25 protein-coding genes and 1 pseudogene are annotated in these 26,529 nt (G+C 73.1%); 17 read left to right on the top strand and 9 right to left on the bottom strand.

The features are described 5' to 3' along the window. Positions 1 to 4 precede the first annotated feature (4 nt). The 3 genes from ACFQ11_RS22185 to ACFQ11_RS22195 all read right to left on the bottom strand — a co-directional run bounded on the left by ACFQ11_RS22185 (position 5) and on the right by ACFQ11_RS22195 (position 4,358). Complete coding sequence (locus tag ACFQ11_RS22185) at positions 5 to 643, bottom strand: NUDIX domain-containing protein (protein ID WP_378301609.1); 639 nt, start codon at positions 641 to 643, stop codon at positions 5 to 7. Continuing rightward, positions 640 to 2,343 carry a CTP synthase gene (locus tag ACFQ11_RS22190; protein WP_378301611.1) on the bottom strand — a complete coding sequence of 568 codons (1,704 nt, stop codon included), beginning with the start codon at positions 2,341 to 2,343 and terminating at the stop codon, positions 640 to 642. Before ACFQ11_RS22190 ends, ACFQ11_RS22185 begins: the two co-directional genes overlap by 4 nt. 284 nt (positions 2,344 to 2,627) lie before the next feature. After that, on the bottom strand, positions 2,628 to 4,358 hold the full coding sequence (locus ACFQ11_RS22195; RefSeq protein ID WP_378301613.1) for a hypothetical protein: 1,731 nt from the start codon (positions 4,356 to 4,358) through the stop codon (positions 2,628 to 2,630). Positions 4,359 to 4,775: 417 nt separating this feature from the next. Here ACFQ11_RS22195 and pip point away from each other — a divergent pair, with 417 nt between their 5' ends. The 9 genes from pip (at position 4,776) to ehuA (ending at position 12,971) form a co-directional block, all read left to right on the top strand. After that, positions 4,776 to 5,744 carry a prolyl aminopeptidase gene (gene pip, locus ACFQ11_RS22200; protein ID WP_378301615.1) on the top strand — a complete coding sequence of 323 codons (969 nt, stop codon included), beginning with the start codon at positions 4,776 to 4,778 and terminating at the stop codon, positions 5,742 to 5,744. A gap of 708 nt (positions 5,745 to 6,452) precedes the next feature. Further along, positions 6,453 to 7,001 carry a diaminobutyrate acetyltransferase gene (ectA, locus tag ACFQ11_RS22205; protein WP_378301617.1) on the top strand — a complete coding sequence of 183 codons (549 nt, stop codon included), beginning with the start codon at positions 6,453 to 6,455 and terminating at the stop codon, positions 6,999 to 7,001. A gap of 52 nt (positions 7,002 to 7,053) precedes the next feature. After that, a complete protein-coding gene (gene ectB, locus ACFQ11_RS22210) occupies positions 7,054 to 8,316 on the top strand; it encodes a diaminobutyrate--2-oxoglutarate transaminase (protein ID WP_378301620.1) in 1,263 nt (420 codons plus the stop codon). A 93-nt stretch (positions 8,317 to 8,409) separates the two neighbouring features. Next, complete coding sequence (locus tag ACFQ11_RS22215) at positions 8,410 to 8,805, top strand: ectoine synthase (protein ID WP_378301622.1); 396 nt, start codon at positions 8,410 to 8,412, stop codon at positions 8,803 to 8,805. Next, positions 8,802 to 9,710 carry an ectoine hydroxylase gene (gene thpD / locus ACFQ11_RS22220; protein WP_378301624.1) on the top strand — a complete coding sequence of 303 codons (909 nt, stop codon included), beginning with the start codon at positions 8,802 to 8,804 and terminating at the stop codon, positions 9,708 to 9,710. Before ACFQ11_RS22215 ends, thpD begins: the two co-directional genes overlap by 4 nt. A gap of 108 nt (positions 9,711 to 9,818) precedes the next feature. Next, the gene (ehuB, locus tag ACFQ11_RS22225; protein WP_378301626.1) at positions 9,819 to 10,706 is read left to right on the top strand and encodes an ectoine/hydroxyectoine ABC transporter substrate-binding protein EhuB; all 888 of its coding nucleotides are present in this window, start codon (positions 9,819 to 9,821) and stop codon (positions 10,704 to 10,706) included. Between the two features lie 3 nt (positions 10,707 to 10,709). Continuing rightward, positions 10,710 to 11,423: an ectoine/hydroxyectoine ABC transporter permease subunit EhuC gene (gene ehuC / locus ACFQ11_RS22230; protein WP_378301629.1), complete on the top strand. Its 714-nt coding sequence runs from the start codon at positions 10,710 to 10,712 to the stop codon at positions 11,421 to 11,423. After that, entirely contained in the window at positions 11,423 to 12,076 is a 654-nt protein-coding gene (gene ehuD / locus ACFQ11_RS22235) for an ectoine/hydroxyectoine ABC transporter permease subunit EhuD (RefSeq protein WP_378301631.1), read from the top strand. Before ehuC ends, ehuD begins: the two co-directional genes overlap by 1 nt. Next, on the top strand, positions 12,063 to 12,971 hold the full coding sequence (ehuA, locus tag ACFQ11_RS22240) for an ectoine/hydroxyectoine ABC transporter ATP-binding protein EhuA (protein ID WP_378301633.1): 909 nt from the start codon (positions 12,063 to 12,065) through the stop codon (positions 12,969 to 12,971). Before ehuD ends, ehuA begins: the two co-directional genes overlap by 14 nt. Before the next feature lie 162 nt (positions 12,972 to 13,133). On the opposite strand, the gene ACFQ11_RS22245 is transcribed toward ehuA, so the two are convergent. Then, complete coding sequence (locus ACFQ11_RS22245) at positions 13,134 to 13,787, bottom strand: HD domain-containing protein (RefSeq protein ID WP_378301635.1); 654 nt, start codon at positions 13,785 to 13,787, stop codon at positions 13,134 to 13,136. A gap of 101 nt (positions 13,788 to 13,888) precedes the next feature. Between ACFQ11_RS22245 and ACFQ11_RS22250 the strand changes: the two genes are divergently transcribed. From ACFQ11_RS22250 to ACFQ11_RS22265, 4 genes are read left to right on the top strand one after another with little or no spacing between them, the layout of a single operon-like run. Beyond that, positions 13,889 to 14,953 carry a GlxA family transcriptional regulator gene (locus ACFQ11_RS22250; RefSeq protein WP_378301637.1) on the top strand — a complete coding sequence of 355 codons (1,065 nt, stop codon included), beginning with the start codon at positions 13,889 to 13,891 and terminating at the stop codon, positions 14,951 to 14,953. Next, on the top strand, positions 14,946 to 16,112 hold the full coding sequence (locus tag ACFQ11_RS22255) for a thiolase family protein (protein ID WP_378301639.1): 1,167 nt from the start codon (positions 14,946 to 14,948) through the stop codon (positions 16,110 to 16,112). The genes ACFQ11_RS22250 and ACFQ11_RS22255 overlap by 8 nt, the downstream gene beginning before the upstream one ends. 4 nt (positions 16,113 to 16,116) lie before the next feature. Next, entirely contained in the window at positions 16,117 to 16,521 is a 405-nt protein-coding gene (locus ACFQ11_RS22260; RefSeq protein WP_378301641.1) for a Zn-ribbon domain-containing OB-fold protein, read from the top strand. A gap of 25 nt (positions 16,522 to 16,546) precedes the next feature. Beyond that, entirely contained in the window at positions 16,547 to 17,680 is a 1,134-nt protein-coding gene (locus ACFQ11_RS22265) for an NAD(P)H-dependent flavin oxidoreductase (protein WP_378301643.1), read from the top strand. Positions 17,681 to 17,726: 46 nt separating this feature from the next. Here ACFQ11_RS22265 and ACFQ11_RS22270 read toward each other — a convergent pair whose 3' ends face one another. Further along, on the bottom strand, positions 17,727 to 18,998 hold the full coding sequence (locus ACFQ11_RS22270) for a cytochrome P450 (RefSeq protein WP_378301645.1): 1,272 nt from the start codon (positions 18,996 to 18,998) through the stop codon (positions 17,727 to 17,729). 306 nt (positions 18,999 to 19,304) lie between these two features. Here ACFQ11_RS22270 and ACFQ11_RS22275 point away from each other — a divergent pair, with 306 nt between their 5' ends. Then, entirely contained in the window at positions 19,305 to 19,706 is a 402-nt protein-coding gene (locus tag ACFQ11_RS22275; protein ID WP_378301647.1) for an NUDIX hydrolase, read from the top strand. Between the two features lie 66 nt (positions 19,707 to 19,772). Here the strand turns inward: ACFQ11_RS22275 and ACFQ11_RS22280 are convergent, their stop codons facing one another. Further along, positions 19,773 to 22,157, bottom strand: coding sequence for an ATP-binding protein (locus ACFQ11_RS22280; RefSeq protein ID WP_378301649.1), 2,385 nt, complete (start codon positions 22,155 to 22,157; stop codon positions 19,773 to 19,775). Positions 22,158 to 22,523: 366 nt separating this feature from the next. Between ACFQ11_RS22280 and ACFQ11_RS22285 the strand changes: the two genes are divergently transcribed. Beyond that, complete coding sequence (locus ACFQ11_RS22285; RefSeq protein WP_378301651.1) at positions 22,524 to 22,823, top strand: hypothetical protein; 300 nt, start codon at positions 22,524 to 22,526, stop codon at positions 22,821 to 22,823. Positions 22,824 to 22,860: 37 nt separating this feature from the next. Here the strand turns inward: ACFQ11_RS22285 and ACFQ11_RS22290 are convergent, their stop codons facing one another. Continuing rightward, complete coding sequence (locus ACFQ11_RS22290; RefSeq protein WP_378301653.1) at positions 22,861 to 23,826, bottom strand: CapA family protein; 966 nt, start codon at positions 23,824 to 23,826, stop codon at positions 22,861 to 22,863. 79 nt (positions 23,827 to 23,905) lie between these two features. Further along, positions 23,906 to 24,952, bottom strand: coding sequence for an SGNH/GDSL hydrolase family protein (locus ACFQ11_RS22295; protein WP_378301655.1), 1,047 nt, complete (start codon positions 24,950 to 24,952; stop codon positions 23,906 to 23,908). Positions 24,953 to 25,046: 94 nt separating this feature from the next. On the opposite strand from ACFQ11_RS22295, the gene ACFQ11_RS22300 reads away from it, so the two are divergent. Next, positions 25,047 to 25,640: a DUF4126 domain-containing protein gene (locus ACFQ11_RS22300; RefSeq protein WP_378301657.1), complete on the top strand. Its 594-nt coding sequence runs from the start codon at positions 25,047 to 25,049 to the stop codon at positions 25,638 to 25,640. Here ACFQ11_RS22300 and ACFQ11_RS22305 read toward each other — a convergent pair. After that, positions 25,618 to 26,115, bottom strand: coding sequence for a GNAT family N-acetyltransferase (locus ACFQ11_RS22305; RefSeq protein WP_378301659.1), 498 nt, complete (start codon positions 26,113 to 26,115; stop codon positions 25,618 to 25,620). The two genes, ACFQ11_RS22300 and ACFQ11_RS22305, sit on opposite strands and share 23 nt — an antisense overlap. A gap of 83 nt (positions 26,116 to 26,198) precedes the next feature. Between ACFQ11_RS22305 and ACFQ11_RS22310 the strand changes: the two are divergent. Beyond that, a pseudogene (locus tag ACFQ11_RS22310) lies at positions 26,199 to 26,529 on the top strand (GNAT family N-acetyltransferase); the annotation flags it as partial.

Below are 26,529 nucleotides of genomic sequence, written 5' to 3' on the forward strand. Positions count from 1 at the left end.
GGCCTCACCCCTCGGGCGCGTCGACCGGCCGCAGCCCCGCGAACCCGGCGGCGCGGGCGGCGTGCGCCGCGAGGACGCCGGTCGCGGCGATCATGTTGTGCACCTCACCGGCGAGGACCTTGCGGACGGCCTCGTCGAGCGGCACCCACACGACGGGCATGTCGGCCTCCTCGTGGATCCGCTCGAAGTCGATCTGGTCGGCGGGGACCTCGGCGACGTCACGGGCGAGGAAGATGCGGACCCGCTCGTCCGACATGCCGGACGAGGGGTACACGTCGACGAGGGTGTCCCAGCGCTCCGCCCGGTACCCGGCCTCCTCGAGCAGCTCCCGCCGCGCGAGCTCGTGCAGGGGCTCCCCGGCCACGTCCCGCAGCCCGGCGGGCGCCTCCCACAGCAGCCGCCCGACGGCGTGCCGGTACTGGCGGACGAACAGGACGCGGTCGCGGTCGTCGAGGGCGATGACGCCGACCGAGCCGAGGTGCTCGATCACGTCCCGCCCGACGACCTCGGTGCCGTCGCCGCGCGGCATCTCCACCCGGTCGCGCCGGACGTTGAACACGTGCCCCTTGAAGGCCGCGGCCTCCTCGACGACGCGCCAGCGTTCGGGGCGGTCGCGGACGTCGTCCGGGCCGAGACCGCTCACGACGCGGTCACGGCGCGGGGCGCCCGGCCTCGGCCGTGCTCCCCGGCGTACGCGATCGCGGCGGCGATCAGGCCGGTGAACAGCGGGTGCGGGCGGGTCGGCCGGGACCGGAACTCCGGGTGCGCCTGCGTGCCGACGAAGAACGGGTGCCGGTCGCGGGGCAGCTCGACGTACTCGACGAGCCGGCCGTCGGGCGACAGGCCGCTGAACCGCAGCCCGGCGTCCTCCAGCCGGTCGCGGTAGGTGTTGTTGACCTCGTAGCGGTGCCGGTGCCGTTCGGAGATCTTCGACTCCCCGTACAGCTCGCGGACGATCGAGTCCTCGGCGAGGTCGGCGGGGTAGAGACCGAGCCGCATCGTGCCGCCCATGTCGCGCTCGCCGGCGACGACGTCGAGCTGGTCGGCCATGGTCGCCACCACCGGGTCGGCGGTGGTCGCGTCGAACTCGGCGCTGCCCGCGCCGGGGATCCCGGCGAGGTTGCGGGCCGCCTCGATGACCATGCACTGCAGGCCGAGGCAGATGCCGAGCAGCGGGACGCCGTTCTCGCGGGCGTGCCGGACCGCGCCGAGCTTGCCCTCGATGCCGCGGACGCCGAACCCGCCGGGGATCAGCACGCCGTCCACGCCGTCCAGCTCGCGCTTGGCGCCCTCGGGCGTCTCGCAGTCGTCGCTCTTGACCCAGCGGATGCGGACCTTGGCGTCGTTGCCGAACCCGCCGTGCCGGAGCGCCTCGGTGACCGACAGGTACGCGTCGGGCAGGTCGATGTACTTGCCGACGAGGGCGATCGTGACGTCGTGGGCGGGCCGGTGGACGCGCCGCAGCAGCTCGTCCCACGCGCCCCAGTCGACGTCCCGGAACGGCAGGTCGAGGCGGCGGACGACGTAGGCGTCGAGGCCCTCGGCGTGCAGCACCTTCGGGATGTCGTAGATGCTGGCGGCGTCGACGGCGGAGACGACCGCGTCGCGGTCGACGTCGCACATCATGCTGATCTTGTGCTTGAGCCCGTCGGTGATCGGCCGGTCGGAGCGGCACACGATCGCGTCGGGCTGGATGCCGATGGAGCGCAGCGCGGCCACCGAGTGCTGCGTCGGCTTGGTCTTGAGCTCGCCGGACGGCCCGATGTAGGGCAGCAGCGAGACGTGCAGGAAGAAGCAGTTCTCGCGGCCGATCTCGTGCCGGATCTGCCGGACGGCCTCCAGGAACGGCTGCGACTCGATGTCGCCGACCGTCCCGCCCACCTCGGTGATCACGACGTCGACCTCGGCGCCGTCCGAGCCGTCCGCCATGCCGCGGATGCGGTCCTTGATCTCGTTGGTGATGTGCGGGATGACCTGCACGGTGTCGCCGAGGTACTCCCCGCGCCGCTCCTTGGCGATGACGTTGGAGTACACCTGGCCGGTGGTGACGTTGGCGGAACCGTGCAGGTCGGTGTCCAGGAAGCGCTCGTAGTGCCCGATGTCCAGGTCGGTCTCGGCGCCGTCGTCGGTGACGAAGACCTCGCCGTGCTGGAACGGGTTCATCGTGCCGGGGTCGACGTTGAGGTAGGGGTCGAGCTTCTGCATGGTGACCCGCAGGCCGCGGAGGGTGAGTAGCCGGCCCAGGCTGGACGCCGTCAGACCCTTGCCGAGGCTGGAGGCGACACCGCCGGTGACGAAGAGATGCTTGGTAGGACGAGTTCTACCAGTGGCTGCCGAAGGCAAGAAGGCGCTCCCGTGGTCGTTGCGAGGCGGACGTACCGCGTTGAGCCTGGAGAAGGCTCACTGTCCACGGGCCACCAGGATAACAGCCGCGCGCCGGTGAGATGTCCGGAGGTCGAACGTCCGGCGGCGTCCCGCTCCTGGTCAGGGCGCGGACGGGGTGGACGCGCGCGCCGCCGGGCGCGGCCCGCGCGCCGACGGTTCGGTCCCGTGGCGTACCGGATCGTGACGCCGGTCGGGGCGGCGGTCGGGGCGGCGCCATCGCGCCGTCCCGACCGTCCGTCCGGCTAGAGGCGGGGCGTCGCCGCGGTCGGCATGATCGTGCGGAGCTGGCGGGTCAGCTCGTCGATCAGCGAGCGCGCCTGGTCGGCGGCGTTCTTGGCGGCGTCGCGCTCCTGGGACAGCTCGGCGATCGCGGCGCGCTGCTCGGTGACCGCCTGCGCGAGCTGGTCGACCCACTGATCGCGTTCGGCGAGCTTCTCGGCCACGGCGTCGCGCTCGGCGGCCATCTGGCGCATCCCGGCCACCGCCTTGTCCCGTTCCCGGCCGGCCTGGTCGGCGCGGCCGCGGGCCAGGGTGAGCTCCGATTCCGCGCGGGCCTGCGCCTGCACGGCCGCCTCGCGGGCCCGCTCGGCGTCCTCGCGGGCCTTGGTGGCGGCGTCGCGCTCCCGCTCGGCCTTCTTGCCCGCCTCCAGCGACTGCGCGGCGGTGTCGAGGGCCTGCTGCCGCTCGGCCTCGGCGGCCTCCGCGCGGCGCTGGGCCTCGGTGGCGCGCCGCTCGGACTCCTGGGCACGGCGCTCGGCGTCCTGGGCGCGCCGGTCGTTCTCCTGCGCGCGGCGCTCGGCGGCCTCGGCGCGGCGGCGGCTCTCGTCGGCCTCCTTGCCGGCGGCGACCACGGCGTGCTGCAGGTTCTGCGCGGTCATCTCCGCGTCGGAGACCTTCGCGCGCAGCGCGGTCAGCTCGGCGTGCGCGGTCTCCAGCGCCCGCGACAGCTCGGCGGCCTGCTCGGCGGCGCGGTCGCGCTCGGCCTCGGCCGCGCGCCGGCCGCCGACGGCGTCCTCGACGGCGCGCAGGGCGTCGTCGCGGGCCTCGCTCATGGCGTCGCGCTGCTGGATGGCCTGCCGGACGGTCGCCTCCGCCTCCGCGACGCGGCGTTCGGCCTGCTCCGCCTGGGCTCGCGCCTGCGCGGCCTGGCCCTGCGCCTGCTCCATCTGGGTGCGCGCCTGCTCGGCCTGCGCGCGCGCCTGGTCGGCCTGGACCCTGGCCTGCTCGGCCTGCCCGCGCGCCTGGTCGGCCTGGGCGCGTCCCTGCTGCGCCTGGTTCCAGGCGGCGGCCGCGTCCCGCTGGGCGGCCTCCTTCTCCGTCTGGAGGGCGGCGATCTGCGTGACGGCCTCGTTCTGCACCTCGGTGGCGCGCCGCTCGACCTCGGCGACCTTCCGTTCGGCCTCGACGGCGCGGCGGTCGGCCTCCTCGGCCTGCCCGCGCGCACGCTGGACCTCGCCCCACGCCGCCGCCGCGTCCCGCTGCGCCGACTCCTTCTCCGCCTGGACGGCCGAGACCTGCGAGGCGGCCTCGTTCTGCGCCTCGGCGACCTTCCGTTCGGCCTCGACGGCGCGGCGGTCGGCCTCCTCGGCCTGCCCGCGCGCACGCTGGACCTCGCCCCACGCCGCCGCCGCGTCCCGCTGCGCCGACTCCTTCTCCGCCTGCAGGGCCGAGACCTGCGAGGCGGCGTCGCTCTGCGCCTCGGTGACCTTGCGCTCCCCGGCGGCGAGCGCGTCGCCGATGAGGTCGGCCATCTGGCGGAGGCGCTCGACGATGTCCCAGGGCTGCGCCTCGGGCTGCTCGGGCTCGGGCCGGGCGGTCTCGCCGGGCAGGTCCGCCTTGGTCATCTGGATCGGCTGCTGGGCGGCAGGCACGGAGACGTCCGACCCGCGCGACGGGTCGCGTCCCATCGCGGGCCAGGGGGAGCCCGACTCCGGGACTCCGCGCGAACCACCCGATCCGTTCAGCTCGCTCACTGCTCTCCTCGACTGGCGGCACGGGGCCGCGTTCGCGGGGCTGGTGTGCACGTCGTGTGCGCGGGGCCGCCCGTGGACATGGCGCTCGCTTCACTCCTCGCCCGCAGGCTCGTCGCTTCGCTCACGGAAGGCACTCTAGTCCGGACCGGCGAAACGTTTGCCCAGTTTGGGGTTTAGTTTCGTGGTCCCGTTCCGGTGTTCACGCACGCAGCGCGCCTGATCAACCACCTATCACGGCCCCGGGCGGGGCCGTGCCGGCTCCCACGGACGGTGCCATGACTCACACCCGAACGCCACCCCGGCGCGCCCCCGGAAGACCGGACGAACGTGCACACGGGCGTCGAAACGGCCGAGCGGCGAACGGGCGCGCCGGGCCGGTCGCACGCGCGGGCGCGCGCGAGTGCGAGAATCCGGGCCATGGAGCTTCGCACCCTGTACCCGCCGATCGAGCCGTACGACTCCGGGCTGCTCGACGTGGGTGACGGCAACCGCGTCTACTGGGAGGTCTGCGGCAATCCGGACGGCAAGCCCGCCGTCATGCTGCACGGCGGGCCGGGTGGCGGGTGCAGCCCCGCGCACCGGCGGCAGTTCGATCCCGAGGCGTACCGGATCGTGCTGTTCGACCAGCGCAACTGCGGCCGGAGCGAACCGCACGCCAAGGACCCGGAGGTGTCGCTGGAGGCGAACACGACCTGGCACCTCGTCGCCGACATGGAGCGGCTCCGCGAACATCTGGGAATCGACCGCTGGCTCGTCTTCGGCGGGAGCTGGGGCAGCGCGCTGGCGCTGGCGTACGCGCAGACGCACCCGGAGCGCGTCACCGAGCTGGTGCTGCGCGGCATCTTCACGCTGCGGCCGTTCGAGCTGTACTGGTTCTACCAGGAGGGCGCGTCGCTGATCTTCCCCGACCTGTGGGAGCGGTACGTCGAGCCGATTCCGGAGGACGAGCGCGAGGACCTCATCTCCGCGTTCCACGAGCGGCTGAACTCCGCCGACCGCGACGTGCGGGTGGCGGCCGCCCGGGCCTGGTCGACGTGGGAGGGGTCGACGCTCACGCTGCGCCCCGACGAGGAGCTGGCGGGCGGCTTCGGCGAGCCCGACTACGCGGTGGCGTTCGCCCGGATCGAGAACCACTACTTCGTCAACGAGGGGTTCTTCGAAGAGGATCAGCTGATCCGGGACGTGGACAAGATCCGGCACATCCCGGCCGTCATCGTCCAGGGCCGCTACGACATGTGCACGCCCGTCGCGACGGCGTGGGATCTGCACCGCGCGTGGCCGGAGGCGGACTTCCACATCGTGGACGACGCCGGGCACGCCTACAGTGAGCCGGGAATCCTGCACCACCTGATCGAGGCGACCGACAAGTTCGCCCGCGACCGCTGAACCCCCGGACGGGCTCCGAACCGCCGGGGCCCGTCCCCGCCGCCCCGTATCCCCGCCGCCCCGTACCCGCCGCCCCGTACCCGGCGCCCGCTCCCCCGTCCCGTCCTCGCCGTCTTCTCCGCCCTCCCCCCGATTACGGTCCATCTCCAACCTCGGTAACGGCTCGTCCGAAGCCCGCCCGGACCACGGTGACCGAATCCCGTCCCGGCGAACGTCCAGAGCGACCGAAACCTCCGATCGCCTTACCTCTCCATACGTTCACCCTGGCGCCGAGGTAAGCCCTTCGGGGGCTTGCAGGGCAGGCCGCGCCCCTCCCAGAACCCGCGCCGGCGCCACCTCCCCCACCCGCCCCACCAGGCGTGATGAAGGCCCCTCCCGGCCCGGGCCGACGTGACGCCCGCCGCACTCCGGACGTTGACGTTAAATCTATGTGACTTACCTCACACAACCGATACACAAAATGCCCGTCCAAGCGATGACAGGACATTAAGCTTCCTTTCAGGAAGGCGATCGACGCCTCCGGAGCCGCAGTCGGCAGTACCTCCTGCGTATCGCGGGGAAATGGCGCCTCGGAACCGCCGCCGCACCCGCTAATTTTCCCCCGAAATTGTTAAGCGTATCACCATACCCACTGCGCGGCCTCGCTAAACATCTCGCACATAACATTACTCTGCGATCACGGGCCGAGATTCGCTAAGTTGCCTGGACATGGCAGCGCAATCCCTGGAAACACCGACCCGACGCCCGGACGCGAACGAGACGAACGAGGACGTGCGACTCCAGGAGCCCAGCCTTACCGACGGGCCCGAGATGTGGCGGCTCGCCCGGGACTCCAAGGTCCTGGACGTCAACTCGCCGTACAGCTACACGCTCTGGTGCCGCGACTTCGCCGACACCTCCGTCGTCGCCCGCGACGGCGGCACGGCCTGCGGCTTCATCACCGGCTACACCCGCCCGTCCAGTGCCGACACGTTCTTCGTCTGGCAGGTCGCGGTCGATCACGACCACCGCGGGCAGGGCCTGGCCCGCCGCATGCTCGACGACCTCGCCGACCGCCTCGCCGGCCGCGGCCACCGGTACATGGAGGCCACCGTCACCCCGGACAACGCCGCGTCCACCGCGATGTTCGAGTCGTTCGCGCGGGCCCGGGGATGCGAGCTCGTCCGCAGCCCGCTGTTCGGCGCGGAGCACTTCCCCGACGGGGGACACGAGCCCGAGGTGCTCTTCCGGATCGGCCCGATCACCGTCGCCGACTGAGCACGATTCTTCATCCCGCTCTCACTCCATCCCAACCTGCCGGAGGCAGATCATGGACACGTTCGCCCGTATGGAATCGGAAGTCCGCGGCTACTGCCGGGGGTGGCCCACGGTGTTCACCAGCGCGCAGGGCAGCCACATGACCGATGAGAACGGCCGCACCTACCTCGATTTCTTCGCCGGTGCGGGCACGCTGAACTACGGGCACAACAACCCGCAGCTGAAACGGCGCCTCATCGACTACCTGGCGAGCGACTCGATCGTCCACAGCCTGGACATGTACACCTCGGCCAAGCGGGACTTCCTGGAACGCTTCAACGAGTACGTGCTGTCCCCGCGGGGCCTGGACTACAAGGTCCAGTTCCCCGGTCCGGCGGGCAACAACTCGGTCGAGGCCGCCCTCAAGCTCGCCCGCAAGTACACCGGCCGCGAGACCGTCGTCAGCTTCACCAACGCCTTCCACGGCATGACGCTGGGGGCGCTGGCGGTCACCGGCAACTCGATGAAGCGCACCGGCGCCGGCGTCCCGCTCGGCCACGGCGTCGCGATGCCCTACGACAACTACCTCGACGGCCGCACGCCCGACTTCCTGCTGTTCGACACGATGCTGGACGACAGCGGCAGCGGCCTCGACAAGCCCGCCGCGGTGATCGTCGAGACGGTGCAGGGCGAGGGCGGCATCAACGTGGCCACCGCCGAGTGGCTGCGCGGCCTGCAGGAGCTGTGCCGCCGGCACGAGATCCTGCTGATCGTCGACGACGTGCAGATGGGCTGCGGCCGCACCGGCCCGTTCTTCTCCTTCGAGGAGGCCGGGATCACCCCGGACATCGTCTGCCTGTCCAAGTCGCTCAGCGGCTACGGGCTGCCGTTCGCGGTGACGCTGATGCGGCGCGAGCTGGACGTCTGGGAGCCCGGCGAGCACAACGGGACGTTCCGCGGCTTCAACCCCGCGTTCGTCACCGCCGTCGGCGCCCTGGAGGACTACTGGGCCGGCCAGGGCATGGAGAAGCAGACCATCGCCAAGGGCCAGCAGGTCCAGGCGGCCCTGGAGGAGATCGCGCTGTCGCACGCCGGCGCCGTCGACTCGGTGCGCGGCCGCGGCCTGGCGTGGGGTCTGGTCATGAAGGACCCGGAGACGGCCCCCAAGGTCTGCGGCGAGGCGTTCAAGCGCGGGCTGCTGATGGAGACCTCCGGTCCGGAGGGCGAGGTGGTCAAGCTGCTGCCGCCGCTCACCGTGACCGAGGCCGAGCTGGGCCGCGGCCTGGAGATCATCGCCGACTCCGTCGAGGCCGTCCGCTCGACCGTGACGGTCTGACCGACCGTCCCGCACGGGGTCCGCGGGCCCGTCCCGGACGGGCCCGCCCGGGGCCGTCACCGGCCGCCCCCCGCCGATCGAAAGAGGAGATTCATGATCGTTCGTTCCCTGAAGGAGATCATCGGCACGGAGCGCGATGTTCAGGCGCCCACGTGGCACAGCCGCCGGTTCGTGCTGGCCAAGGAGGGCGTGGGGTTCTCGATGCACGAGACCGTCCTGTACGCCGGGACGGAGACGAAGATGTGGTACGCCAACCACGTCGAGGCCGTCTACTGCATCGAGGGCGAAGGGGAGCTGATCAACCACGAGAACGGCGAGAAGCACCGTATCGAGCCCGGCGTCATGTACCTGCTGAACGAGCACGAGCACCACACCCTTCGGGCGCACACGGACGTCAAGACGGTCTGCGTGTTCAACCCGCCCGTGACCGGCCGGGAGGTCCATGACGAGAACGGGGTCTATCCGCTGCTCACAGAGGAGGACGCATGAGCATCATCGAGAGCCACCCGACGATCGACGACGCCTACCCCACCCGTAAGGGGGCGGAGGCCGCGCTCCTGTACCGACAGGATCCGGTCGTCTACGGCAGTCCGGGCGACGGCCCCATCGACGAGGCGACGCTCGACTCCTTCGAGACCAACGGGTTCCTGAACGTCGACCAGCTGCTCGCGCCGGAGGAGGTCGAGGACTACCGCGCCGAGCTGCGCCGGCTGTCGAACGACCCGGAGATCCTGGCCGACGAGCGCACGGTCACCGAGCGCGGCTCCAACGAGGTCCGGTCCATCTTCGAAGTCCACAAGATCAGCGAAGTCTTCAACTCCCTGGTCAAGGACCCCCGGGTCGTTGGCCGGGCCCGGCAAATCCTCGGCTCGGACGTTTACGTTCACCAGAGCCGGGTCAATTACAAGCCAGGCTTCACCGGTAAGGACTTCTACTGGCACTCCGACTTCGAGACCTGGCACGCGGAGGACGGCATGCCTCGGATGCGCGCGGTGAGCATCTCCATCGCGCTGACCGAGAACTTCGTCCACAACGGCGCCCTCATGATCATGCCGGGCTCGCACAAGACGTTCGTGGCGGCCGTCGGGGAAACTCCCGCCGACCACTACAAGGAGTCCCTCCGTAACCAGGAGATCGGCACTCCCGACCCGAACAGCCTCTCCATCCTGGCCGACAAGCACGGCATCGAGCTGTTCACCGGGCCCGCCGGCTCGGCGACGATGTTCGACTGCAACTGCATGCACGGCTCCAACGGGAACATCACCCCGTTCCCGCGCTCCAACGTGTTCATCGTGTTCAACAGCGTCGAGAACACGTGCGTCGAGCCCTTCTCGGCGCCTTCACCCCGCCCCACGTTCATCGGCGCGCGCGACTTCACCCCCGTTCGCGACTGACCCGATGGGCGTAACAATTCCATAACCCGACCACGGTGGTCGCGCCCGCGGAGGCATATCGTCTCCGCGGGCGCGACGCACACCACCCCCCAATGCAGGAGTTCAACGATGACTTCCTCACGACGCGATTTCCTTCGCTCCGCCGTTCTGCTGTCCGCCGCGGTGCCGCTCGCCGCGGCGGGTTGCTCCACGACGGACCCGGAGACCGAGGCGAGCGGCGGCGGCACGCTCCAGAAGGCGAAGGACGCCGGCAAGATCAAGGTCGGCTTCGCCAACGAGGCCCCGTACGGCTTCACCGACAGCTCCGGGAAGCTGACCGGTGAGGCCCCCGAGCTCGCCCGCGTCATCTTCAAGAACCTCGGCATCGAGGAGATGGAGGGAGTCCAGGTCGACTTCGGCGGCCTGATCGGCGGGCTGAACGCCAAGCGCTTCGACGTCATCGCCGCCGGCATGTTCATCATCCCCGAGCGCTGCCAGTCGGTGGCGTTCTCCGATCCCGAGTACGTCGCCAAGAGCGCCCTCATGGTCAAGGAAGGCAACCCGAAGGGCCTGACGGACGGCAAGAGCCTCGCGGCCGAGAACGCGAAGGTCGGCGTCCTGACCGGTGCCGTCGAGCAGGGCTACGCCAAGAGCCTCGGCGTGAAGGACATCCAGACCTTCCCCGACCAGGCGAGCGCCTACTCCGCCCTCAAGTCCGGCCGCATCGACGCGATCTGGCTGACCCGCATCTCGCTGGCCGACCTGCTGTCCAAGCACGAGGGCGAGGGCTTCGAGGTCACCGACGCGTTCACGCCCGTCGTCGACGGCAAGGAGCAGTTCGGCGCGGGCGCGTTCGGGTTCCGCAAGGCCGACACCGAACTGCTGAACGCCTTCAACGCTGAGCTGAAGAAGCTGAAGGACGGCGGCAAGCTGCTGCCGATCCTCCAGCCGTTCGGCTTCACCGAGGCGGAGATGCCCGGCCCGGACGACACGGCCGCCAAGTTCTGCAAGGGCTGATCCGTGTCCGAGGTCCTCAGCAACGACCAGTGGCTCGAGGGCGCGGTAACGACCGTTCAGCTCACCGTCCTGGGCGCCTTGCTGGCGCTGGTGCTCGCCCTGGCCTTCGGCCTGGCGGGCACCTCGCGCCATGCCTGGGTGCGGGTCCTCAACCGCGTCTACGTCGAGTTCTTCCGCGGGACGCCGGCGCTGGTGCTGCTGTACTGGTTCTTCTACGCGCTGCCCCTCGTGGGCTTCCGGTTCACCCCGCTGCTCGCGGCGGTGCTCGCCCTCGGCCTGAACGTCGGCGCGTACGGGGCGGAGGTCGTGCGCGGCGCGATCAACGCGGTGCCCAAGGCCCAGTACGAGGCCGCGATCGCGCTGAACTTCACGCCGTTCCAGCGGATGGTGCGCGTCCTGCTGCCGCAGGGCGTCGCGCTCATGCTGCCCCCGTTCGGCAACCTGCTCATCGAGCTGATGAAGGCGACGGCCATCGTCTCCCTGATCGGCCTCGTCGACCTGACGAGGGTGTCGAAGAACCTGCAGAGCAGCCTCGGTGAGACCATCATGGTCTTCTCCGTCGTCCTCGTGTTCTACTTCGTGATCGCGCAGCTCCTGCAGCTGTTCGTCCGCTTCGCGGAGCGCCGTGTCGACCGGATGCTCGGCCGCCGGGGCGGTCACGAGCCGTCGCTCGAGTCCGTCGCGGCGGGCGCGCCCGGGGCGGGGGTGACCGGCTGATGCAGTGGGACACCGAATTCGCCGTGGACGTCTTCCCGGCGCTGCTCGAAGGACTGCGGGTCACGGTCCTGGCGACGCTGATCGCGTACGCGATCGCCCTGGTCCTCGGGCTCGTGTGGACGCTGCTGCGGAGGGCGCCCAACGTGGTCGTCCGGCAGACGACACGGTGGGTGACCGAGTTCATCCGGTCCACGCCGCTGATCCCGCAGCTGTTCTTCGTCTACTTCGTCTTCCCGGACTGGGGCCTGACGCTCGAGTCGCTCACCGCGGGGATCATCACGCTCGGCGTCCACTACTCCACCTATACGGCGGAGGTGTACCGGGCGGGGATCGCCGACGTCCCGAAGGGGCAGTGGGAGGCCTGCACCGCGCTCAACCTGCCGAGGTCGCGGGTGTGGCTGGACGTGATCCTGCCGCAGGCGGTCCGGCGGGTCATCCCGACCCTCGGGAACTACCTGATCGCGACGTTCAAGGACACCCCGATGCTGCTGGCGATCAGCGTCCACGAGGTGCTCTTCGTCGCGTTCGACGAAGGGGCCAAGACCCTGAAGTACCTGGAGCCGCTGACCGTCGCCGGACTGATCTTCGTCGTGGTCAGCGTGTTCTCCTCGATCATCGTCCGCCGCCTGGAGAGGCGTTATGCCACCAACTGACACCACACCGGAAGCCCCGAACCCCGACGAGACCGACGGCGTCCCGGCGGCGAAGGGGGACGCGCCCGCGAGCGGCGTCCGCAAGGGCGCGGCGTTCGACGAGGTCGCGAAGCTGCCGCAGAGCGGTGCCCCGGGCATCCGCTTCGAGAAGGTGGTCAAGCGGTTCGGCGGCAATGTCGTGCTCCGCGAGCTCGACTTCACCGTGGAGCCCGGCGAGCGGGTGACGCTCATCGGGCCGTCCGGGTCCGGCAAGACCACGATCCTGCGGCTGCTGATGACGCTCGAGAAGCTCGACGAGGGCGTCATCTGGATCGGCGACAACACCCTGTGGCACATGGACAAGGGCGGCAAGCGCGTCCCGGCCAACGAGAAGCACCTGCACGAGATGCGCAAGCAGGTCGGCATGGTGTTCCAGCAGTTCAACCTGTTCCCCAACATGAACGTGCTGCGCAACCTCACCGAGGGGCCGGTGCGGGTGCTGGGGGTGTCCAAGGACGAGGCCGTCGAGCGGGCCCGCGGCCTGCTGGACCTGGTCGGCCTGGCCGACAAGGAGAACGCCCACCCGAGCAGGCTGTCGGGCGGCCAGCAGCAGCGGGTCGCGATCGCCCGCGCGCTCGCCATGCAGCCCAGGGTGCTGCTGCTGGACGAGGTCACCTCGGCGCTCGACCCCGAGCTGGTCGTCGGCGTCCAGGACCTGCTGCGCGACATCGCCCGCGAGAGCGACCTGACGTTGCTGTGCGTCACGCACGAGATGCACTTCGCCAGGGACATCTCCGACCGGGTCCTGATGTTCGACCAGGGCCAGATCGTCGAGGAGGGCCCGCCGGACCAGATCTTCGGCGAGCCCACCGAGCAGCGCACGCGGGACTTCCTGCAGGCCGTCCTGGCCTCCTGACCTCCCCGCGCGTCCGCGTCACGGCGCCCGCGTCCCCCTGTCGAGGGAGGCGCGGGCGTCTTCGCGTCGAGGGGCGGGGCGGGGGCGCATGAGCCGGCCCCCACCCGTCACGCCCGCCCGTGCCAGCCCGCCCGTCACAGCCTGCTCGTCGCAGCTCGCCCGTTACGCCGTGCCCTCCCAGGCCCGCGCGAGGAGGTCGGACCACCGCGGCGCACGCACGTCGACGCCGGCCTCGGCCGCCATCGCGGCGGGGAACGAGCCGAACGGGGCCTTGCGCGGGTCCCGGGCGATCTGCCCGACGACCGTGTCGCTCAGCTCCCGGCCGGCGTCCAGTCTGGGAAACGCCGCGTGCGCCCGGTCGGCGAACCCGTCCGGAAGGGCGTCCGCACCGAACGCGAGGACGTCGGCGCCGGACCCGGCGTGGGTGAGCGCGATCTCGGGACGCATCCGGTGCGCGATCCCCTGGCTGGTGTGCAGGGCGATCGCCTCCCACACGACCCGCACCCGCTCCTCGTCCATGCCGCGGTCCCGCAGGAACGACGCGGCGCGGTCGGCGCCGTCCACCTCGAACCGCTGGTCTCCGTCCCCGCCCTCGGTGAGGCCGAGATCGTGCAGCAGGCAGGCCAGCAGGAGCGCCTCGTCGTCGTAGTCGGTGCCGGGCCGCAGGCCCCGTCTCTCCCCCAGCGCACGGCCGAACAGGTAGGCCCGCACGCTGTGCCCGGCGAGCGCGGCGGTCCCGGTCGCGAAGACGTGGTCGTAGGCCCGGCGGGTCAGGTCGGTGTCGGGGGCGTCGAACTCGGCGAAGAAGTCGCCCATGTCGGTCTCCTTGTCGGTCGGACGATGACGGCATCGATCGTCCGACCGCACGGGCCGTCCCCGCCAGTGGCTGCCCTGCCGATATGCGCTACGTTCTGGCCATGCCACTCCCGGCCCCGCGCTCCTCCGCCCCCCACGTCGTCGCGGTCCTCGCTCTGGACGGGGTCGTGCCGTTCGATCTGGCCGTCCCGGGCCAGGTGTTCGGGACGACCACCACCGACGGGGGCGTCCCGCTGTACGAGGTGCGCGTGTGCGCCGGGCCGGACGGCGCGGCGACGTCGGGCGTGCTCGGCCGGATGCGGGTGGAGAGCCCGTTCGGGCTCGACGCGCTCGCGGGCGCCGACACCATCGTCGTCCCCGGCCACGACGACCCGTACGAACCGCCGGGCGAGGTGCTGGACGCGCTGCGCGCCGCGTCCGCCCGGGGCGCGCGCGTCGCGTCCATCTGCGTCGGCGCGTTCGTCCTGGCCGCCGCCGGGCTGCTGGACGGGCGGCGCGCGACCACCCACTGGATGTACGCCCGGCGGCTGGCCCGGCGGTACCCGCGGGTCGAGGTCGACCCGGCGGTGCTGTTCGTCGACGAGGGCGCGGTGCTCACCTCGGCCGGCGTCGCGGCGGGGGTCGATCTGTGCCTGCACGTCGTGCGGCGGGACCACGGCGCGGCGACCGCCGCCCGCACCGCCCGGCGGATCATCATGCCGCCGCAGCGGGACGGCGGGCAGGCGCAGTTCATCCGGCACGCGGACCCGGCGGACGCCGGCACGGCGCTGCAGCCCGTCCTGGCGTGGCTGGAGGCGAACCTGCACCGGCCGCTGACGCTGGACGACATCGCGCGGCACACGTCCGTCAGCGTGCGGACGCTCAGCCGCCGGTTCCGCGAGCAGGCGGGGACGACGCCGCTGCGGTGGCTCGCACGGACGCGGGTGCGGCGGGCGCAGCAGTTGCTGGAGACGACGGACCTGCCGGTCGAGCGGATCGCCGCCGAGTGCGGGTACGGGTCGGCGGTGACGCTGCGGGCCCACTTCGCGCGCGCCGTCGGCGCGTCGCCGCAGGCGTACCGGAGCGCCTTCCGCACCGCCCCGCCCGACCCGCCCGCCCCCGCACCGAACGCGATTCGGTACCGTGGCCGGATGGACACGCGGGAGGGATGCACGACCGATGGGTGACGGCACGGCGATCGCAGGGCTCGGCATGACCGAGCTGGGCAAGGTGTACGGACGCAGCCCGCGCCGGCTCGCCGCGGACGCGGTGCGGCTCGCCGCGGCCGACGCGGGCCTCGCGCCGTCCGACGTGGACGGGCTGATCGTCAGCCACGGGCTGGGCGGATCCCCCGGCATCGAGCTGGCCGACACGCTCGGCATGCGGGACCTGCGGCTGCTGACGCAGATGAACGCGTTCGGCGCGACGGCCGGGGCGATGATCTCCTACGCGGCGATGTCGGTGCGCAGCGGCGCCGCGTCCGCGGTGGCGTGCGTGTTCGCGGACGCGCCGCTCAAACCGAGGCAGTCGTCCGGCGCGGCGTACCACCGCGACGCGCGCGAGTGGTACGGGTTCGGCGGGATGACGGCCGCGCTCGGCCTGCGCAGCGTCAACGCGTTCTACGCGCTCGCGGCGCAGCGGCACATGGCCCGCTACGGCACCACCAGCGAGCAGCTGGGCGCGATCGCCGTCGCGACGCGGGAGTGGGCGACGCGCAACCCGCTCGCGCAGATGCGCGACCCGATCACCCTCGACGACCACCAGAGCTCGCGCTGGGTCGCCGAGCCGCTGCACCTGCTCGACTGCTGCCTGGTCTCCAACGGCGCGATCGCGGTGATCGTCACGTCCGCCGAGCGGGCCCGCGACCTCGCCCGTCCGCCCGTCCACCTGTGGGGGTGGGGGCAGGGCCACCCGGGGCACCGCAAGGAGCGCGGCAGCGAGTGGGGCCTCACCACGGGCGCCGCGGCGTCCGGGGCCACCGCGATGAAGATGGCGGGCGTCACCCCGGCGGACGTCACCGTGTGCGAGCTGTACGACTGCTACACCTACACGGTCCTCGTGTCGCTGGAGGACTACGGCTTCTGCGCCAAGGGCGAGGGCGGCGCGTTCGCCGCGTCGGGCGCCCTCGGGCCCGGCGGGTCGCTGCCGACCAACACCGGCGGCGGGCAGCTGTCGGCGTACTACATGTGGGGCATGACGCCGCTGTCGGAGGCCGTGATCCAGGCCCGCGGGGACGGCGGCGAACGGCAGGCGCCGGCCAACGACGTCATCCTCGTCAGCGGCAACGGCGGCATCCTCGACCACCACTCCACGCTGATCGTCAGCCCGCACCCGAAGGGAGCCTGACCCGATGGACATCGGCGTTCTGCGGCGCGACGGCCGCACCGACCCTTTCTTCGACGGCGCCGCCGAAGGCCGGCTCGTGCTCAGGCGCTGCACGGCCTGCGAGCACCGGCTCGCCCCGGACGCGGGCGACTGCCCCCGCTGCGGGAGCGAGGAGCTCGGCTGGGCGGACGCGAGCGGCGAGGCGTCCCTCGTCTCCTGGACCGTCACGCACGGCCGTCCCGCCGAGGACGGCACCGTCCCGCCCCCCGTGTTCCTCGCGCTCGTCGAACTGGCCGAGGGTCCGTGGCTGCACGCCCGGTTGGACGGCGTGGACCGCGCGACCCTGCGCGAGGGGCTCCCGCTGCGCGCGGCGTTCGTCCACCCGGAGGAGGGCGAGTCGTACATGCTGTTCCGCCCCTGGACCGAATGACATTCGGCTTAGTAGCGTGCCGGGCATGGACACCGAGGTCTGCCGCCGGTTCGGCATCGAGTTCCCCCTGTTCGCCTTCAGCCACTGCCGCGACGTCGTCGCCGCCGTCACCAACGCGGGCGGCTTCGGCGTCCTCGGCGCGGTGGCCTACACGCCCGACCGCCTCGAGGAGGAGCTCCGCTGGATCGACGACCACGTCGGCGGACGGCCGTACGGCGTGGACGTGCTCGTCCCCGGCAAGATCGACGAGTCGGCCGAGCGGGGCGGCGGCCTGGACGACATGCTCGCCGCGATCCCCGCGGAGCACTGGGCGTTCCTCGCGGGCCTCTTCGAGAAGTACGACGTCCCGCCGCCGGACTTCGAGAAGGCGAAGCGCTCGAACGCCCGCGGCGGCACGCAGGTGACGAAGCGGGGCGCGTCCGAGCTGATCGACGTGTCCCTCGCCCATCCCATCGGGCTCATCGCCAGCGCGCTCGGCACTCCCCCGCCGCTCATGGTGGAGAGGGCCCGCGCGGCGGGCGTCCCGGTCGCCGCGCTCGTCGGCACCGCCGAGCACGCCCGCCGGCAGGTCGCCGCGGGCGCCGACCTCATCGTCGCGCAGGGCGGGGAGGCCGGCGGGCACACCGGCGAGATCTCCACGATGGTCCTGGTCCCCGAGATCGTCGACGAGGTCGCGCCCGTCCCCGTCCTCGCGGCGGGCGGCATCGCGACGGGCCGGCAGATGGCCGCGTCCCTGGCGCTCGGCGCCTCCGGCGTCTGGTGCGGCTCGGTCTGGCTCACCACCGAGGAGGCCGAGACCCCGCCCCCGGTCAAGGAGAAGATGCTCGCCGCGACGTCGCGCGACACCGTCCGTTCCCGGTCCCGCACCGGCAAGCCCGCACGGCAGCTCCGGTCGGCCTGGACGGACGAGTGGGAGGGCCCCGCGAGCCCGGGCGCCCTCGGCATGCCGCTGCAGATGATCGTCGCCGAGGGGGCCATGCGGCAGATCAACAAGGTCGCCGAGTCCGGCGGCCCGGGCGCCCGGCAGCTCGCGAACTACTTCGTCGGCCAGTGCGTCGGGCTGATGAACACCGTCAAGCCCGCCCGCCAGGTGGTCTACGACATGGTGCAGGAGTTCGCCGACGCCGTGGAGCGGCTCAACCGGATCACCGAGGGCTGACCGGCCGTGCCCGGCCGCGCCCGTCCGGGCACCCCGGGCGCCGCGTTCACGATTCCGGGACCGGCGCGAACTCCAGGTGCAGCTCGTTGAGGCCGCGCAGGATGTAGGTCGGCTCGTAGGAGTAGCGGCGGTCGCCGGGCGCCCCGTGCCGGGCCTCGCTCACGGTGATGTCGGACGTGCGGTCCAGGAACCGCTCGATGCTGACGCGGGCCTCGATGCGGGCGAGGGGACCGCCCGGGCAGGAGTGGACGCCGCGTCCGAACGCCAGGTGCTCGCGCACGTTGGGGCGGTCGACGCGGAACTCGTGCGGGCACTCGAACCGCGCGGGGTCGCGGTTCACCGCGCCGTTGAGCACCATGACCGTCGTCCCGGGGGCGACGTCGACGCCGCCGAGCGTCGTCGGCGTCCGGGCGAGCCGGAAGCCGCTCTTGACCGGGCTCTCCATCCGCAGCGTCTCCTCGACGAACACCGGGACGCGGTCGCGCTCGTCGCGCAGCAGCCGCTGCAGGTCGGGCCGGTCGGCGATGATCCGGAACGCGGAGGTGAGCAGCCGCGCCGTGGTGTCCTGCCCGGCCGCGAACAGGAAGCAGGCGACCCGGACCACCTCGGCCACCTCCGGCAGCGTGCCGTCCGGGAAGCGGGCGGTGGCCAGCGAGGTCAGCACGTCCTCGCGTGGTTCGCGGCGGCGGTCCTCGACGTAGGCGGTGAAGCGCTCCTCCAGGAACTCCAGCGGGTTGGCGATCGGCACCTCGCCGTTCTCGAGGGGGGCCGACCCGCCGGCGAGCTGCGCCCGGAAACTCCGGTGGTCCTCCTCCGGGACGCCCAGCAGGTCCGCGATGACCAGCAGCGAGAACGGCTTGGCGTAGTCGCCCATCAGCTCGCACCGGCCCCGCTCGAAGAACTCGTCGATCTGGCGGTCCGCCAGGCGCCGCATGAACGCCTCGTTCTCCTGCAGCCGCCGCGGGGTCAGCAGCTTCCGCAGCAGCGCCCGGTGCGCGGTGTGCTGCGGCCGGTCCAGCGTCACCAGGTGCTCGTTCATCGGGAAGTGATCGCGGTACTTCTCGATCAGCGCCCCGATGTCGTCGCCCTCCGGCTCGAACGGCAGGCCCGGGAACGGTCCGGTCACCGCGTTGACCGACGAGTAGCCCGAGTGGTCCCGGAAGACGGCGACGGCCTCGTCGTAGCCGGTCACCGCGGCCACTCCGTGGTGGGGCTCGATCTGGACCGGGCACTTCCCCCGCAGGCGGTCGTAGTAGGGGTGGGGGTCGTCGATGAGGGACTCGTCCGTGAAGAGGTCAGGCTCGTCGAAGTCGCACAAGGGGGCCTCCGTCAAGGGGTCTGCCGGGGAGTTGCCCAGCGAGCGCCGTCCGCCTGCCGAGCATGGCTTTGCGCTGGTCAGGGGCTTGCTTTGCGGTCAGGTTACGTTAACCGGAGGAGTCAAAACGACATCGCGGGAGTAAGCCCGGAGGCCGTCGGCCCGCACGGGCGCGTCCCGTCCGTTCCGGATGTCCGCTCCAGGCCCCGAATCGGGACGGCCCCGGGCTCGAACTCGAAGGCGCCGGGTCGTGAGAATTGCGATGATGGAGCGGGGGACGAACGACGGCGACCGACCGGGGGAACCGGCTTGATCAAGACCATCGACAAGATCGCGTGGATTCACCTGGAGGACGGCAGGGTCCTCGGCACGCGATCGCGCGGCAAGGACGTCTACTACCTTCCGGGCGGCAAGCGCGAATCCGGCGAGACCGACCTCGACACCCTCGTCCGCGAGATCGAGGAGGAGCTCGCCGTCGCCATCGAGCCCGACACCGTCCGGCACTTCGGGACGTTCCGCGCGCGGGCGCACGGGCACGCGTGCGGCGTCACCGTCCGGATGACCTGCTACACCGCCGACCACCGGGGCACCCCCGTGCCGCGCAACGAGATCGAAGAGGTCGGCTGGCTGTCGTACCGCGACCGCGACCGGGTCTCCCCCGTCGACCAGATCATCTTCGACCGGCTGCACGAGGCCGGCGACCTGCGCTGACCCGCCCCCGGGCCCGCCGCGGAGATCGCGGCGGGCCCGGGGCGGCGGCCCCGCCCGGGCGCGCGGTCAGGCGTCCCGCGCGGCGATCCACGCGGCGACCTGCGCCCGCGAGGAGTAGCCGAGCTTGGCGAGGATGTGCTCGACGTGCGAGTCGGCGGTCCGCTTGGCGATCGTCAGCCGTGCGGCGATGTCGCGGTTGGACAGCCCCTCGGCGATCAGGGCCGCGACCTCCAGCTCCCGCCCGGTCAGCGGGCGCCCCGCCTGCGCGGCCCCGCCCGTCCGCCCGTCCGTAACGGGCGCGGCCGGGGCGGTGCCGCCCCCGGCCGCGCCGTCCCGGGCGTCCCGGGCGTCCGGGGTGTCGCCGAGTGCGTCGTCGATCGCGGACGCCGTGGGCAGCGCCTCGCCCTCCGCGAAGGCCGCGCGGTACCGCTCCTCGCCCAGCGCCGCGACCGCCTCCCCGCAGTACACCTCGCGGAGCAGCGCGTGCTGCGGGCCGAACCAGGACGTCTGGGTGAACTCGCGCATCCGGTCGGCGGCGCCGAGGAGCCGGGCGGCGCGGGCGTGCTCGCCCCGGCTGCACAGGCATCCCGCGACCCCCTCCAGCCCCAGCGTCATGCCCAGCCCGTCGTCCAGGTCGCGCTTGATGCGCAGCGCCCCGCGCAGCCGGGCGAGCGACTCGTCCAGGTCGCCGGCGAGCCACAGCGCCAGCCCGCACACCAGCATCCCGTAGGACCGCACCCACAGCTCCCCCCGCTCCTCGCCGTGCCGCACCGCCCGGTCGGCGTCCGCGACGGCCGCCGCGAAGTCGTCGCCGAACATGTGGGCCAGGCCGCGGAAGACGTCCACGAGCGGGGCCAGCACGTCGTCGTGGCCGGTGTCGCGATAGTGGTCGCCGGCCTCGCCGAGCAGCCGCAGCGCCGCCTCGGTGCGGCCCGCGAACAGCGCGGCGACGCCCTGCGCGAGCAGCGCGGTGGCGACGCCGGCGCGGTCGTCCTCCGCGCGGGCCTGCGCGAGCGCCCGGTCCAGCAGCCCGCCCGCCACGGCGAGGTCGTTCTGCAGCACCATCGTCAGGGCGCTCATCGTCACGACCTCCGACCAGCCCGGCGCGGTCGTGTCGCGGGTCTCCAGCACCCTGGCCGCCCAGTGCCGCCCCTCCCCCACCATCCCGTGCAGCGTCCAGAACCGGCCGAGGGCGGCCATCGCCTTCCGGACCGCGTCGTCGTCCGCCGTCGGCAGGAGACGGCCGAGGACGGCCCGGACGTTCGCGCGCTCCCCGGCGAACCATTCGAGCCAGGCCGCCTGCTCCGCGGTGTGCAGCTCCGCGCGGGCGCGGCGCAGCAGCGCCACGTAACGGTCGAGGCAGCGCCGCCACAGCCGGTCCTCCTCGCCGCGCTCGGCCAGCCGCTCGGCGCCGTACTCGCGCAGGGTGTCGAGCATCCGGTAGCGGACCCGGCCGCCGCGGTCGGCGCGCTGCACGATCGACTTCTCCAGCAGGCCCGTCAGCACCTCGGCGACCCGGTCGGCCGCGAGCCCGTCGCCGGAGCAGACGTCCTCGGCGCCGTCGAGGTCGAAGTCGTCGGCGAACACCGACAGCCGCGCCCACAGCAGCCGCTCCTCGGGCGAGCACAGCTCGTGGCTCCAGTCGACGGCGGCGCGCAGCGTCTGGTGGCGCGGCAGGCCCGTGCGCCTGCCGCGGACCTGGAACAGGCGGGTGCCGAGCCGGCCGAGCACCTGGTCCGGCGAGAACGTCCGCAGCTGCACCGCGGCGAGCTCGATCGCCAGCGGGATGCCGTCGAGCCGGTCGCACAGGCGCATGACGGCGTCACGGTCGCCGCGCGTCAGCGTCCAGCCCTGGACGGTCGCGGCCGCGCGCTCGGCGAACAGCTTCACCGAGTCGCACTCCTCGCCGTCCGGCGCCCCGGCCGGGCCCTCCTCCCCGCCCGTCCTCGGCCGGGCCAGCGGCGCGACGGGGAAGGCGCACTCGCCCAGGACGTCCAGCGGCTGCCTGCTGGTCGCCAGGACGCGCAACCCGGGCGCGGCCGCCAGCAGCGCCTCGGCCAGCATCGCGCACTCGTCCACCAGGTGCTCGCAGGTGTCGAGGACGAGCAGCAGCGAGCGGTCGGCCAGATGGTCGGCGAGCCGCGCCGCCGCGGGCTCGGCGCCCTCGCCGACGCCGAGCGCGTCGCAGACCGACTGCGCCAGCAGCGTCGGCTCGGTCAGCCCGGACAGCCCCACGAAGCGGACGCCGTCGGCGAAGGCGTCCCGCGCCCCGGTCGCGACGCGGACCGCCAGCCTGGTCTTGCCGACCCCGCCCGGCCCGGTCAGCGTGACCAGCCGGTGCCCGTCGATCAGCCGCCGCACCTCTTCCAGCTCCGCCTTCCTGCCGATGAAGCTGGTGAGCTCCGCGGGCAGGCGTCCGGTCTGTCGTTCCAGCGTCGCGCTCCGCGCCACGGCCGCCTCCAAGTCAGCTACCGCCGGAAGCCCGGCACATCAGGGGTCACCTGAATTGTAATGACCGAGTCACTGACGGCTACCGTGATCGTCAGGTTGCGGACGAACATACGGCGTCGGTAGGGCCTCGGGCCCGGGGCCTCCGAAATCGGTACCTCGATCGGTGCACCTACCGATGCGGGCCGGGCGCCGCTCCCGCCAGGATGGGCGTCGGCCGGACGGGGCCGGTCCTGTCCCGGTACGGGACCGGTGCGCGCCGGACGGCCGTCCGTCCGGCGTCCCGCGCGGTCCGCCGGCCCGGCGGTCGGGGGCTCGGGGGGAGCCCCGACCGCCGGGGCGGGACGCGAAGACGGTGAGGGGAGCCCGATGACGGTGCCGAGCGGCGGCGACCTGTTCAGCTGGCACGTGCTCGACCCCGCCGGGCGCCGCGTCGGACCCGGCGGGGCGGGCGCCGACCCGCGGCGGGCGATGGAGGAGCTCGCGCGGGCGCTCGTGCGCGAGCGTCCGGGCAGCCGCGGCGCGGTGTGGGCCGTCCGCCTCGTCCAGGGGCGGCAGGGGACGTACGACTACGGCGGGCTCGTCGCGCAGGGCTTCCACGACCCGGAGTCCGGGGAGGTCACGGTGGAGTCGCCCGAACCCCCGCGCTCGATCGTCCTCCGCCCTTGAACGCGGGCGCGGGGAGGACGGCGCGGTCACGCGGTGATCACGGCACGATGGTGAGGGGGCCGTTCCCGGCCCCCGCCGCGACGCGGGTGCCGAACGCCGCGCAGGCGTCGGTGAGGCGGCCCTCGATCCACGCCCGGTCGGCGCCGACGGCGAGGCGGGTGCGGGCGTAGTCGAGGCGGAGCGGGACCGCCTCGATGCCGGACGGGCCGCGCGCGTCCAGGGTGACGCGGAAGAGCAGCCCGAGGTCGTTGCGGAGGAACCCGTTCACGGCGTAGTCGTCGATGAAGTCGCCGAGGTCGAACAGGACCGGCCCGGCGACGCCGTGGAAGACGTGGGCGGAATGCCCGGCGACCAGCGTGGCGCCCGCCTCCACGAACGCCGCGGCGGCCCGCCGCACGTACGGGAGGGGCTCGGACGTCATGTTCGGACCCCAGTGCGGGGTCACCAGGACGGCGTCGCAGGAGGCGCGAAGGTCCCGGACGAGGTCGAGGAGCCACGCGGGCACGCCGTTCTCCAGGTCGGCGTGGGCGACGCCCGGACGGCCGGGCGCGGCGGCGAAGTCGGCGGGGTGGTCGGTGACGCCGAGGACCGCCAGCCGGAGCCCGCCCGCCTCCAGGACGGCCGGTGCCCGCGCCTCCTGCGGGGTCCGTCCGGCGCCGACGGTCCGGACGCCCGCGGCGGCGAGGTGGCCGAGAGTGTCGGACAGGGCGTCGGGCCCGTAGTCGAGGGCGTGGTTGTTCGCGAGGGTGACGCAGTCGACGCCCAACCCGGCGAGGGCGTCGGCGGCGGCCGGCGGCGCCCGGAAGTGGAACGCCTTGTGGGCCGGGTCCCACCGCCGCCCGCGGTCGGACACGCAGCATTCGAGGTTCAGGACGGCGAGGTCGGCCCCGGCGACGGCCTCGCGCACCTCGCCGGAGAACAGCCCGCGCGGGTCGGCGGCGACGCGTTCGGCGACGCCGCGGCCCAGCATCGTGTCTCCGGCGAGGGCCAGCGTGACGGACATCGGAACCTCCCAGTCCGTCCATTCATGCCCGTTTCGCCGTGGCCCGTCACCCCGAGCCCGGCGGGGCGGTGCGCGCGACTCAGGTGAGGGGGCGCCCGGGGCCCTTCTTGATCTGGTCGACGAACAGCCGCGCCAGGGCGTCGTGGCCCTTGGCGGTCGGATGGAAGCTGCGCGGCTCGGCCTTGAACGCGGCCAGGTCGACCGTGAGCCCGTTCATGTACGGGTCGCGGCTGCCCGCCTCATGACCGGCGAACGCGCTGTAGGCGTCCACGAACTCGACGCTGCCGGGCGCGCCCGCGGCCGCGATCTCCGCATCGGCCTCGGCGGCCGCCTTCTCGATCAGCTCGCCCAGCTCGTAGGTGCGGGCGTTCAGCCACCGCTGGTCGCCGACCGTGATGTTGTCCCCGGCCGCGCCCTTCACCTCGGAGAACGCCTTCGGGTAGCCCATCAGGACGATCCGGGCCCGCGGCGCCCGCTCCCGCAGCCGGTCGATCAGGGCGGGCAGGTCCTGCCGCAGCTCGGCCATCCGCGCCGCGATGTCGACGCCCTGCTCGGTGCAGGCGTCGCTCCACGGCAGCTTGACCACGCAGCCCGCGAGGATCTTGGAGAAGCCGACGTCGTTCCCGCCGATGCTGATCGTGACCAGGCTGGTGCCGGCGCCGATCCGGCCGATCTGCGGGGGCTCGCCGCCCTTGCCGTCCAGCACGTCGGCGGTGGTCGCCCCGGAGCACGCCCAGAACGCGCTGCCCCCGGCGAAGTCGAACGCCGCCGCGACCCCGTGGTAGTACGCCTCGGACGTCCGGTGGCAGCGGTTCAGCGGGTTGCGGTCGGCGACGGTGCCCTCGGCGCCGAGCCCGGACGAGTAGGAGTCGCCGAGCGCCACGTACCCGCCCCGGACGGCCGCCTGGACGGGGGTCACGGACGGCGTGCGCGCCACGACCCGGTCCGCGCGGAGGTCCGGCACGGGCTCCCGGCAGCCGCTCCCGAACACCTCGCACCGCACCGCCGGCAGCGCCACCAGCGGGACGACCGCCACCGCCACCAGCACGACCAGCGCCGCCACGGAGAGCGTCCGGTCGCCGAGCCGACCCCGCAGATCCCGCAGCCACGCCCCCGGGCTCGTCATCGTCCCCCCTGTCCTGTTGTGCCGGGCGCCGCCCCGGAACCCGGGTGGGGCCGCCCACGTCCTAGGGCAACAACGATACGGGGGACTCCGGACGATGCTCGCGACACTGACCGGCCTCGGCCTGTCGACCGCCGCCGGGTTGAACGCCTACATCCCGATGCTCGTCGTCGGGTTCCTCGCCCGCTTCACCGACGTCGTCCGGCTGCCCGCCGAGTTCGGGTGGCTGACGAACGGGTGGGTCCTTGCGGGCCTCGCGGTGCTGCTCGCCGCCGAGGTCGTCCTGGACAAGATCCCCGCGGTCGACACCGTCAACGACGCCGTGCAGACGCTCGTCCGCCCGGCGGCGGGCGGGGCCGTCTTCGCCGCCACGGACGCGGCGGAACGGCTGGACGGGCGGGTCGCGACGTCGTCGTTCATGCAGGAGCACGCCTGGATCGGGTGGGTGCTCGGCATCGTGGCCGCCCTGGCGGTGCACGCCGTCAAGGCGTCGGTGCGCCCGGTGATCGACGGGGGCACGTTCGGCTTCGGCGCGCCGGTCGTCAGCACCGCGGAGGACGCCGCGTCGCTGGGCATGAGCCTGCTGGCGATCCTGGCCCCGCTCGTCGCGCTGCTCCTCCTGCCGCCGGTGCTGTGGGCGGGCCACCGGCTGCTGAGGCGGAGGCGCGTCAGCGGGCGGGCGCCCACATGACGACGCGGGGGCCCAGCCGGTGCAGGCCCGCCTCCACCTCGGCGTCCCAGTGCGCCCGCAGGCCCGGCCCCCAGCGCTCTCCGGGCAGCTCGGCGAACCCGTGCCGCTCGTACCAGGGCATGTTCCACGGGACGTCCCGGAACGTCAGCAGGCTGACGCCCGGCGCCCCCGCCTCCGCCGCCCGCGCGCGGACGGCCCGCAGCAGCGGCACGCCGATGCCCCGGCCGGTGAGGTCCGCGCGGACGGCGATCTGCTCCAGGTGCGCCGCGCCGTCGACGTCCCGGACCGCGGCGAAGCCCACCGGCGGGTCCCCCGCGACGATGATGTCGGCGTCCGTCCCGATCAGCTCCTCGATCACGGTGGGGCCGGGCGGGAACACGATGCCGAGCGGCCGGAACACCCCGTCCGCGCTCCGCTCGATCTCCGGGAGGCCCGCCAGATCACCGTCGCGCGCCGCCCGCACCTCGAACTCCATGGCGCGATCGTAGGGCGCCGGGCCCGGGCGGACGACCGGATATCCGGGTGCGCGGGCGGCACGGCGCCGTCCAGACTGGGGGGATGGGCTGGACGCTGACGCGCGACCTCGACACCTTCCTCTCCGACGCCGGACCGTTCATGCACGCCGACCCGGCCGTCCACACGGTGCCGCTCACGGTGACCGCCACGATGCGCGCCCTGGAACCCGGCGACCGCGAGGACGTCCTGTTCGCCCGCTGGACCCGCGGCGGCCGCGTCGAGGGCGTCGCGCTGTGGACGCCGCCGCGCCCGCCGCTGCTCGGCTGCCCGCCGGACGCGGCCGGCGAACTGGCGGGCGTCCTGCCCGGGCCCGTCCGCGGCGTGCACGCCGCCCCGGAGGCCGCCGAGGCGTTCACGGACGCCTGGCGGCCCC

The sequence above is a fragment of the Actinomadura sediminis genome (assembly GCF_042675525.1).
Lineage (GTDB): Bacteria > Actinomycetota > Actinomycetes > Streptosporangiales > Streptosporangiaceae > Spirillospora > Spirillospora sediminis.

Bases quoted from the DNA above. Each gene is read 5' to 3' on its own strand.
- ACFQ11_RS22215 (WP_378301622.1), top strand. From the start codon at position 8,410: ATGATCGTTCGTTCCCTGAAGGAGATCATCGGCACGGAGCGCGATGTT.
- ACFQ11_RS22300 (WP_378301657.1), top strand. From the start codon at position 25,047: ATGCTCGCGACACTGACCGGCCTCGGCCTGTCGACCGCCGCCGGGTTG.
- ectB (WP_378301620.1), top strand. From the start codon at position 7,054: ATGGACACGTTCGCCCGTATGGAATCGGAAGTCCGCGGCTACTGCCGG.
- ACFQ11_RS22290 (WP_378301653.1), bottom strand. From the start codon at position 23,826: ATGTCCGTCACGCTGGCCCTCGCCGGAGACACGATGCTGGGCCGCGGC.
- ACFQ11_RS22255 (WP_378301639.1), top strand. From the start codon at position 14,946: ATGGGTGACGGCACGGCGATCGCAGGGCTCGGCATGACCGAGCTGGGC.
- ehuA (WP_378301633.1), top strand. From the start codon at position 12,063: ATGCCACCAACTGACACCACACCGGAAGCCCCGAACCCCGACGAGACC.
- ACFQ11_RS22245 (WP_378301635.1), bottom strand. From the start codon at position 13,787: ATGGGCGACTTCTTCGCCGAGTTCGACGCCCCCGACACCGACCTGACC.
- ectA (WP_378301617.1), top strand. From the start codon at position 6,453: ATGGCAGCGCAATCCCTGGAAACACCGACCCGACGCCCGGACGCGAAC.
- ACFQ11_RS22250 (WP_378301637.1), top strand. From the start codon at position 13,889: ATGCCACTCCCGGCCCCGCGCTCCTCCGCCCCCCACGTCGTCGCGGTC.
- thpD (WP_378301624.1), top strand. From the start codon at position 8,802: ATGAGCATCATCGAGAGCCACCCGACGATCGACGACGCCTACCCCACC.
- ACFQ11_RS22305 (WP_378301659.1), bottom strand. From the start codon at position 26,115: ATGGAGTTCGAGGTGCGGGCGGCGCGCGACGGTGATCTGGCGGGCCTC.
- ACFQ11_RS22295 (WP_378301655.1), bottom strand. From the start codon at position 24,952: ATGACGAGCCCGGGGGCGTGGCTGCGGGATCTGCGGGGTCGGCTCGGC.
- ehuB (WP_378301626.1), top strand. From the start codon at position 9,819: ATGACTTCCTCACGACGCGATTTCCTTCGCTCCGCCGTTCTGCTGTCC.
- ACFQ11_RS22285 (WP_378301651.1), top strand. From the start codon at position 22,524: ATGACGGTGCCGAGCGGCGGCGACCTGTTCAGCTGGCACGTGCTCGAC.
- pip (WP_378301615.1), top strand. From the start codon at position 4,776: ATGGAGCTTCGCACCCTGTACCCGCCGATCGAGCCGTACGACTCCGGG.
- ACFQ11_RS22265 (WP_378301643.1), top strand. From the start codon at position 16,547: ATGGACACCGAGGTCTGCCGCCGGTTCGGCATCGAGTTCCCCCTGTTC.
- ACFQ11_RS22260 (WP_378301641.1), top strand. From the start codon at position 16,117: ATGGACATCGGCGTTCTGCGGCGCGACGGCCGCACCGACCCTTTCTTC.
- ehuD (WP_378301631.1), top strand. From the start codon at position 11,423: ATGCAGTGGGACACCGAATTCGCCGTGGACGTCTTCCCGGCGCTGCTC.